Source organism: Pseudoroseomonas cervicalis ATCC 49957 (assembly GCF_000164635.1).
GTDB lineage: Bacteria > Pseudomonadota > Alphaproteobacteria > Acetobacterales > Acetobacteraceae > Pseudoroseomonas > Pseudoroseomonas cervicalis.
Window position 1 is genome coordinate 1,619,379 of record NZ_GG770777.1, and the last position, 8,094, is coordinate 1,627,472.

General features: G+C 70.6%; 9 protein-coding genes. All 9 read left to right on the forward strand.

The window, feature by feature from the left end:
- Positions 1–278: 278 nt before the first annotated feature.
- The gene (locus tag HMPREF0731_RS06985) at positions 279–1,874 is read left to right on the forward strand and encodes an ABC transporter substrate-binding protein (protein ID WP_007003358.1); all 1,596 of its coding nucleotides are present in this window, start codon (positions 279–281) and stop codon (positions 1,872–1,874) included.
- Positions 1,871–2,947 (forward strand): ABC transporter permease, encoded by a 1,077-nt coding sequence (locus HMPREF0731_RS06990; protein ID WP_007003359.1) that lies wholly within the window; start codon positions 1,871–1,873, stop codon positions 2,945–2,947. The genes HMPREF0731_RS06985 and HMPREF0731_RS06990 overlap by 4 nt, the downstream gene beginning before the upstream one ends.
- Positions 2,947–3,852: an ABC transporter permease gene (locus HMPREF0731_RS06995; protein ID WP_007003360.1), complete on the forward strand. Its 906-nt coding sequence runs from the start codon at positions 2,947–2,949 to the stop codon at positions 3,850–3,852. The genes HMPREF0731_RS06990 and HMPREF0731_RS06995 overlap by 1 nt, the downstream gene beginning before the upstream one ends.
- A gap of 97 nt (positions 3,853–3,949) precedes the next feature.
- A complete protein-coding gene (locus HMPREF0731_RS07000) occupies positions 3,950–4,792 on the forward strand; it encodes an ABC transporter ATP-binding protein (protein ID WP_007003361.1) in 843 nt (280 codons plus the stop codon).
- Positions 4,789–5,520 carry an ABC transporter ATP-binding protein gene (locus HMPREF0731_RS07005; protein WP_007003362.1) on the forward strand — a complete coding sequence of 244 codons (732 nt, stop codon included), beginning with the start codon at positions 4,789–4,791 and terminating at the stop codon, positions 5,518–5,520. The genes HMPREF0731_RS07000 and HMPREF0731_RS07005 overlap by 4 nt, the downstream gene beginning before the upstream one ends.
- Positions 5,521–5,737: 217 nt before the next feature.
- The gene (locus tag HMPREF0731_RS07010) at positions 5,738–6,130 is read left to right on the forward strand and encodes a response regulator (protein ID WP_245538259.1); all 393 of its coding nucleotides are present in this window, start codon (positions 5,738–5,740) and stop codon (positions 6,128–6,130) included.
- A 142-nt stretch (positions 6,131–6,272) separates the two neighbouring features.
- Positions 6,273–7,088 (forward strand): CheR family methyltransferase, encoded by an 816-nt coding sequence (locus HMPREF0731_RS07015; protein ID WP_007003364.1) that lies wholly within the window; start codon positions 6,273–6,275, stop codon positions 7,086–7,088.
- Between the two features lie 91 nt (positions 7,089–7,179).
- Positions 7,180–7,401 (forward strand): hypothetical protein, encoded by a 222-nt coding sequence (locus HMPREF0731_RS07020; RefSeq protein WP_007003365.1) that lies wholly within the window; start codon positions 7,180–7,182, stop codon positions 7,399–7,401.
- A gap of 62 nt (positions 7,402–7,463) precedes the next feature.
- Positions 7,464–8,094: hypothetical protein (locus tag HMPREF0731_RS25095; protein ID WP_040612009.1), on the forward strand; the 631-nt coding region annotated here is incomplete at its 3' end.

Below are 8,094 nucleotides of genomic sequence, written 5' to 3' on the forward strand. Positions count from 1 at the left end.
GACCTGATGGGCGGCGAGGCGGCGCGCGCCGCCTTCGCGCTCTGGCTGGCCACCCGCCACGCGGCGCGGCTGCAGCAGGCGCCGGGCGAGCTGCGCATCGCCTTCCAGGATTAAGAATCTGTCATGATGCGCCGCGGCAGGCCGGCCACCGGGCTGCGGCTTCGCCATTCTCCGCTGTGCCCCACTGCGAACTCCCGCTGGGAAGTCCATGCTGCCCCGTGGCGCGGTCCGGCCCCGCGCGCTACACCGGGGGGAGTTGCAGGAGAGGTCCCAAACCCATGCTGACACGTCGCACGCTGCTGCTGGCCTCGGCCGCCGCCGCCTCGCTCCCGGCCACGCTGTCGGGCGCCGCCGCCCAGACCCCGCCGGGCGTGCTGGTCTTCGCCAAGCAGATCGATGACATCATCACCTGCGACCCGCATGAGGCGTTCGAGTACACCGCCTCCGAGCTGGCGGCGAATGTCTACCAGAAGCTGGTGACCACGCCGAATTCCAACCCCTCCGAGATCACCGGCGAGCTGGCCGAGAAGTGGGAGGTGTCGGAGGACAGCAAGACCTTCACCTTCACCCTGCGCGAGGGGCCGAAATTCGCCTCCGGCCAGCCGGTGACGGCCGAGGACGTGGCCTTCTCCCTCTCCCGCGCGGTGCTGCTGAACAAGGCGCCGGCCTTCATCATCAACCAGTTCGGCTTCACCAAGGACAATGTGGCCGAGCGCATCCGCGCCACCGGCCCGCGCACCGTGGTGCTGCAGACGGCCGAGCCGACGGCGCCCTCCTTCCTGCTCTACTGCCTCTCCGCCGCGGTCGGCTCGGTGGTCGAGAAGGCGGTGGTGATGGGCCGCGCCCAGGGCGACGACCTCGGCAATGCCTGGCTGAAGCAGAATTCGGCGGGCTCGGGCAGCTACGCCCTCCGCCAGTGGCGCGCCAGCGAGAGCGTGGTGCTGGAGGCGAACCCGCACAGCAACGTGGCGCCGCGCATCCCGCGCATCATCATGCGCCACGTCGCCGACCCCTCGGCGCAGCTGCTCGGCCTGACCAAGGGCGATTATGACATCGTCCGCAACCTCGGCGCCGACCAGATCCGCCAGTTGCAGGGCAACCCGGCCTACACGGTGCAGTCGGCCCGCAAGGCCAGCCTGATGTACCTGTCGCTGAACCAGAAGAACCCGAACCTGGCGAAGCCCGAGGTGCGCCAGGCGATCAAGCTGGCGCTCGACTACGAGGGCATCCAGAAGGCGATCGTGCCGACCACCTACGCCGTGCACCAGGCCTTCCTGCCGGCCGGCTTCCCCGGCGCGGTGACCGACCAGCCCTTCAAGCGCAACGTCGCCGAGGCGAAGGCGCTGCTGGAGAAGGCCGGGCTGGCCAATGGCTTCGAGGTCTCCTTCGACTACGCCTCGGCCGCGCCGAACTCCGACATCGCCCAGGCGATCCAGGCCAACCTGGCCGAGATCGGCATCCGGCTGCGCATGCTGCCGGGCGAGATGCGCGCCGTGATCACCAAGACCCGCGCCCGCACGCATGACATCGCCATGGTGCGCTGGGGTTCGGACTATTTCGACCCGCACAGCAATGCGGAAGCCTTCAGCATCAACACCGACAACAGCGACAACGCGCGCAACCGCACGCTGGCCTGGCGCGCCAGCTGGGAGATCCCCGAGCTGTCGGCGCGCACGCTCGCGGCGCTGAAGGAGACGGACGCGGCGAAGCGCGCCGAGATGTATGTGCAGCTGCAGAAGGACCACCAGCAGCAATCGCCCTTCGTGATCATGCTGCAGGAGATCGAGATCGCCGTCAGCCGCGCGGCGGTGCGCGGCTTCGACATGGGTCCGATGAACGACCGCCACTTCTACAAGGCCATCACCAAGGCATGAGCGAGACCACCTCTCCCCGGGCGGCGCCGCCGTCCGGGGGGCGGGCCCGGCCCTCGGCGGCGCGGCTGCGCCTGCAGGCCCTGTCCGCCACCGCGGCCAGCGTGCCCATCACCCTGTTCGGCCTGGTCCTGGTCACCTTCCTGATCGGCCGCGTGGTGCCGATCGACCCGGTGCTGGCCATCGTGGGCGACCGCGCGCCGCAGGATGTGGTGGAGCAGACGCGGCTGGCGCTCGGCCTCGACCAGCCGCTCTATGTGCAGTTCTGGCGGTATCTCGGCCAGATCGCCAGCGGCGACCTCGGCCGCTCGGTGATGACGTCGAACCCCGTCACCCAGGACATCATCCGCTTCTTCCCCGCGACCTTCGAACTCGCCACCGTCGCCATCATCATCGCGGTGGCCATCGGCGTGCCGCTCGGCGTCTGGGCGGCGACGCGGCAGGGCAGCTGGATCGACCAGGGCGTGCGGCTGTTCTGCCTGGCCGGGCATTCGCTGCCGGTCTTCGTGCTGGGCCTGCTCTCGCTGCTGCTGTTCTACGCCACGCTCGACATCGCCCCCGGCCCCGGCCGCCAGGGCATCTATTTCGAGGGCATGGTGGAGGAGCGCACCGGCATCCTGACGCTGGACGCGCTGCTGGCCGGCGACTGGGCGGCGTTCCAGGACGCGCTGTGGCACCTGGCGCAGCCCGCCGGCGTGCTGGCCTTCTTCTCCCTGGCCTATATCGCGCGCATGACGCGCGCCTTCATGCTGGCCGAGCTGAAGAGCGAATACGTGACCACCGCCCGCGCCAAGGGGCTGTCACGCACGCGCATCGTCTGGGGCCATGCCTTCCGCAACACCGCCGTGCCGCTCGTCACCGTGCTGGCCATGACCTATGCCGGCCTGCTCGAGGGCGCGGTGCTGACCGAGACGATCTTCGCCTGGCCCGGCCTCGGCCAGTACCTGACCGTGTCGCTGCTGAATGCCGACATGAATGCGGTGCTGGGCGCGACGCTGGTGGTCGGGCTGATCTATGTGGTGCTGAATCTGATGGCCGACCTGCTCTACCGGCTGCTCGACCCGCGGGTGAAGTGATGTCCGACAGCGTTTCCACCCGCGACTGGCTGCTTTCCGACACGCCGGCCTCGCGCGCCCAGGCGCGCTGGGGGCGGCGCTACCAGCTCTGGCTGGCCTTCCGCCGCAACTGGCTGGCGGTGGCGGGGCTGGCCATCGTCCTGCTGATGCTGGTGGTGGCGCTGGCCGCGCCGCTGCTGGCCACCCACGACCCCGGCGTGCAGAACCTGGCCAACCGGTTGCAGCCGCCCTCCGCCGCGCATTGGCTCGGCACCGACGAGCTGGGGCGCGACACCTGGTCGCGCCTGATCTATGGCGGGCGGGTGACGCTCGGCATGGTGGTGGCGGTGGTGGTGCTGGTGGCGCCGCTCGGCCTCGTGGTCGGTTGCGTCGCGGGCTATGCCGGTGGCTTCTGGGACCGCGTGCTAATGCGCGTGACCGACGTCTTCCTGGCCTTCCCCCGGCTGATCCTGGCGCTGGCCTTCGTGGCCGCGATGAAGCCGGGGGTCGAGAGCGCCGTGATCGCCATCGCGCTGACCGCCTGGCCGCCCTATGCGCGGCTGGCGCGGGCCGAGACGCTGACGATCCGCAACACCGACTACATCGCCGCCGTGCGCATGACGGGTGCCGCGCCCTGGCGCATCATCTGGAAGCATGTGGCGCCGATGTGCCTGCCTTCGCTGACGGTGCGGGTCACGCTCGACATGTCCTCGATCATCCTGACGGCGGCGGGGCTGGGCTTCCTCGGCCTCGGCGCGCAGCCGCCGATTCCGGAGTGGGGCACGATGATCGCGACGGCGCGGCGCTTCATCCTGGAGCAGTGGTGGGTGCCGGTGATTCCGGGTGTCGCCATCTTCATGGCGAGCCTCGCCTTCAACCTTCTGGGCGACGGTTTGCGCGACGTCCTGGACCCCAAGCAGCGATGATTTTTCTTTCCGAAGGCGGGGTCCGGGGTGGCCCTGCCACCCCGGCGGATGGGGTGTGGGGAAGGCGGCGCCTTCCCCACGACAAGGAGCGCGTGGCATGAGTTCTCTCGTTGAGATCCGCGATCTGCGCGTCGATTTCCCGACGCCATCCGGCTTCAACCCCGCCGTGCGCGGTATCTCTTTCAGTATGGGCCGCGAGAAGCTGGGCATCGTCGGCGAGAGCGGCTCCGGCAAATCGGTGACCGGCCGCGCGCTGATGCGGCTGCTGCCCCAGGCGGCGCGGGTCCGTGCCGAGGCGCTGCGCTTCGACGGCATCGATGTGCAGGCGGCGAGCGAGCGGCAGATGCGGAGCCTGCGCGGCGGCCGCATCGGGCTGATCATGCAGGACCCGAAATACTCGCTGAACCCGGTGATGACGGTCGGCCGGCAGATCTCCGAGGCTTGGCTCGCCCACAACAAGGGCGGCCAGCGCGAGGCGCGCGAGGCGGCGCTGACCCTGCTGGAGCAGGTGAAGATCCGCGACCCGCGGCGGGTGCTGGAGAGCTATCCGCACGAGGTCTCGGGCGGCATGGGCCAGCGCGTGATGATCGCCATGATGCTGGCCCCCAACCCGGACCTGCTGATCGCCGACGAGCCGACCAGCGCGCTGGATGCCAGCGTGCAGGCCGAGATCCTGAAGCTGATCGAGGATCTGGTCTCCGCCCGCGGCATGGGGCTGATGCTGATCAGCCACGATCTGCCGCTGGTCAGCCGCTTCTGCGACCGCGTCGTCGTCATGTATGCCGGCCAGGTGATGGAGGAGCTGCCGGCGCGCGACCTGCACCGCGCCAGCCACGCCTACACGCGCGGCCTGCTGGACTGCATGCCGAGCCTGTCGGTCCGCCGCGAGCGTCTGCCGACGCTGAATCGCGACCCCGCCTGGCTGGAGCCGCGCCGATGATCGAGATCGAGAACCTCAACGTCCATTTCGGCGCCAACCACGTGGTGCGCGACGTCTCCTTCCGCGTCGAGGCGGGGGAGACCTTCGGGCTGGTCGGCGAAAGCGGCTCGGGCAAGTCCACCGTGCTGCGCACCATCGCCGGGCTGAATGGCGGCTGGGATGGCGGCATGGCGGTGGCCGGCAAGCCGCTCGGGCCGAAGCGCGACCGCGCCTTCTTCAAGACCGTGCAGATGGTGTTCCAGGACCCCTATGGCTCGCTGCATCCGCGCCAGACGGTGGACCGCATCCTGTCCGAGCCGCTCGAGGTGCATGGCATCCCCGACGCCGAGCAGCGCATCACCCGCGCGCTGGAGGAGGTGGCGCTGCCGCGCACGGCGCGCTTCCGCTACCCGCACCAGCTCTCCGGCGGGCAGCGCCAGCGCGTGGCGATCGCCCGCGCGCTGATCGCCGACCCGTCGGTGCTGCTGCTGGACGAGCCGACCAGCGCGCTCGACGTCTCGGTGCAGGCCGAGGTGCTGAACCTGCTGGCCGATCTGCGCCAGGCGCGGCAGCTCACCTGCATCCTGGTGTCGCACAACCTCGCCGTCATCGCGCATCTCTGCGAAAGGCTCGCCGTGATGCAGGGCGGCCGCATCGTCGAGACACTGACCGAAGGCCAGCTGCGCGAGGGCGATGCCCACCATCCCCACACAAGGGACCTGATCGCCCTGTCTCACGAATTAGAGTAAGTTTTATTTTTCTTTCGGGCTGCCGCCGTCTTGTGGAGACGACGGCCGACCCAGGCCCGGCCATGGGCAAGACGGAACAGGGGCGCTGCGGCGCCCCTTTTTCGTGGGCCATGGCCAGGAAAATCGGACAGAAGGATTAACAAGCCGGAAACGTCCCTGCGCTGAAACAAGCCTGCGCCGGTTCGTCCGGCGCGCCCGACAGCCAATGGAGTGGGGTGTGGACGAGGCGCTGACCTGCCTGGTGGTGGATGACAGCCGTGTGGTGCGCAAGGTCGCGCGCCGCATGCTGGAACGGCACGGCGCCGTGGTGCGCGAGGCCGCCGACGGCCAGGAGGCGCTGTTCGCCTGCCGCGAGGAACTGCCCCGCCTGGTGCTGCTCGACTGGAACATGCCGGTCATGGACGGGCTGGAATTCCTCAAGGCCGCGCGCGCCGAATTCGGCGCGGACGAGCCCGTCGTTGTGCTCTGCACCACCGAGAATGATTTCGAGCGCATCCTGATGGCGCTCGGCGCCGGGGCGCAGGAATACATCATGAAGCCCTTCGACGACGCCATCCTGGCCGGCAAGCTGGTGCAGCTCGGCCTGCTGCCCGAAACGGCGGGCTCCTGACCGCCACCCTGCCCGCCGGCCCCGGCCGGTCTTCCCGTTCGACCCCGCCCCGCATCGCGGCCCGGGCCATCTCGCGACACGCCCTGGCGTGCCGCGTCCTGGCGACCGTCGCGGCCGGCCCGACCCCTGCCGGAGAACTGGCATGAACGCCGAGAGCTTTGCCGCGATCGCCGCCCTGGTGAAGGCGCGCGCCGGCATCGTCCTGACGCCCGACAAGGACTACATGCTGGAGGCGCGGCTCGGCCCGATCCTGCGGCGCGAGGCGCTGCCCAGCCTCGACATGCTGGCCCTCAAGCTGCGCGATTCCCGCGCCGAATCCCTGGCGCGCGACGTGACCGAGGCGCTGACCGTCAACGAAAGCAGCTTCTTCCGCGACGGCAAGCCGTTCGAGCACCTGAAGCGGCTGCTGCCGCAGCTCCAGGCCGCCCGCCCGCCCGGCCACCGGCTGCGCATCTGGTCCGCCGCCTGCTCGACCGGGCAGGAGGCCTATTCCACCGCCATCCTGCTGCGCGAGCTCGGCATGCAGGCCGAGATCCTGGGCACCGACCTCTCGCGCGAGGTGGTGGAGCGCGCGCGCGAGGGGCTGTTCACCCAGTTCGAGGTGCAGCGCGGCCTGCCGGTGCAGATGCTGATCAAGCATTTCAGGCAGGAGGGCGGCAAATGGCGCATCGCCCCCGAGCTGCGCGCCATGACCCGCTTCGAGGAGCGCAACCTGCTGGCCGACCACCGGGCGCTGGGCCGGTTCGACGTCATCTTCTGCCGCAACGTGCTGATCTATTTCGACCCGCCGACCAAGGAGCGGGTGCTGGACGCGCTGGCGCAGCGCCTGGCGCCGGATGGGGTGATGTATCTCGGCGGGGCGGAGACGGTGCTCGGCCTCACCTCCCGCTGGGCGCCGGTGCCCGGCGAGCGCAACGCCTTCATGCTTGCATCCCAGGACGCCGCTCTGGCAGTCTAGCGTTCGGAACCGGTCCCTTTCGCTGCGCGCCCGTCTCGTGATCGTGTAGGGAAAGGGTGAAGCCACCGGGCACGGAATGAATTGACTCGCCATGAGCGAACCGAGCCCCACCCCCAGCCCGACTCCGAGCTTGGCCAGGCGCTTCCGCCGCGGTGCGATCCGCCTGCAGCTCCTGACCCTGCTGTTGCTGTCCGCCACCTCCGGCTTCCTGGCCGAGCAGCTGGCCGGCCCGGCCGACCGCCTGGCCGCCGCCTACCAGGACGCCGATGACGACCGCGCCGACCCGCCCGGCACCGGGCATCCCCGGCGCTGAATCAGCCGGCGGCGGCAAGCCGGGCCCTGGCTTTTCCGCCGGTTTTGCGGCATCCCGGCGGCATGATCCCGCTGGTCCTGCCCGAAGGCGCGGCCCTGCCGCGCTACCGCCCGATCTCCGGCCCGGAGCAGGCCGGTGTGGCGCGCTGGCGCCATCTGAGCGGGCCGTTGTCCCGCCTGGCCGCTCCGCTGGGCGCCCTGCCGCCGCTGTTCGAGCGCCGGCTGCAGCAAGGGCTGCGTGGCCTGCTGGCCGACCCTGCCGCCCCCGCCCCGCGGCTGGAGCCGGCGCTGCGCTATTTCGGCACCGGGCTGCTGCTGCACGTCCCGCCGCGGCGGCTGGAATGGCAGCTCCTCGACGTGGTGAGCGACGGGCGCCGCGCGTTGCGCCTGGGCCCGCGCTTCCTCGACGCCGGCGACTGGTCGGCGGCCGGCGAGCCCTTGGCGAGCAGCGTGGTGCATCTGGAGATGGCGGCGCTCTGCGACGAGACGGTGCCGCTGCCGGAGAGCGAGATCTACCGCTACATGCTGCGCCGCGCCGCCGAGGGCCGGCCGGAGCGGCGCAACGGCGTGGCGCTCGCCGCGCCCGGGCTGATCGACGCCTATTTCGCGCATTACGCCGCGCTGCGCGACCGGCTGCGGGCGGAAGGCTACCGCCCGCGCGCGGCGCTGCCGCCCGATGCCGGGCACGCCCTGC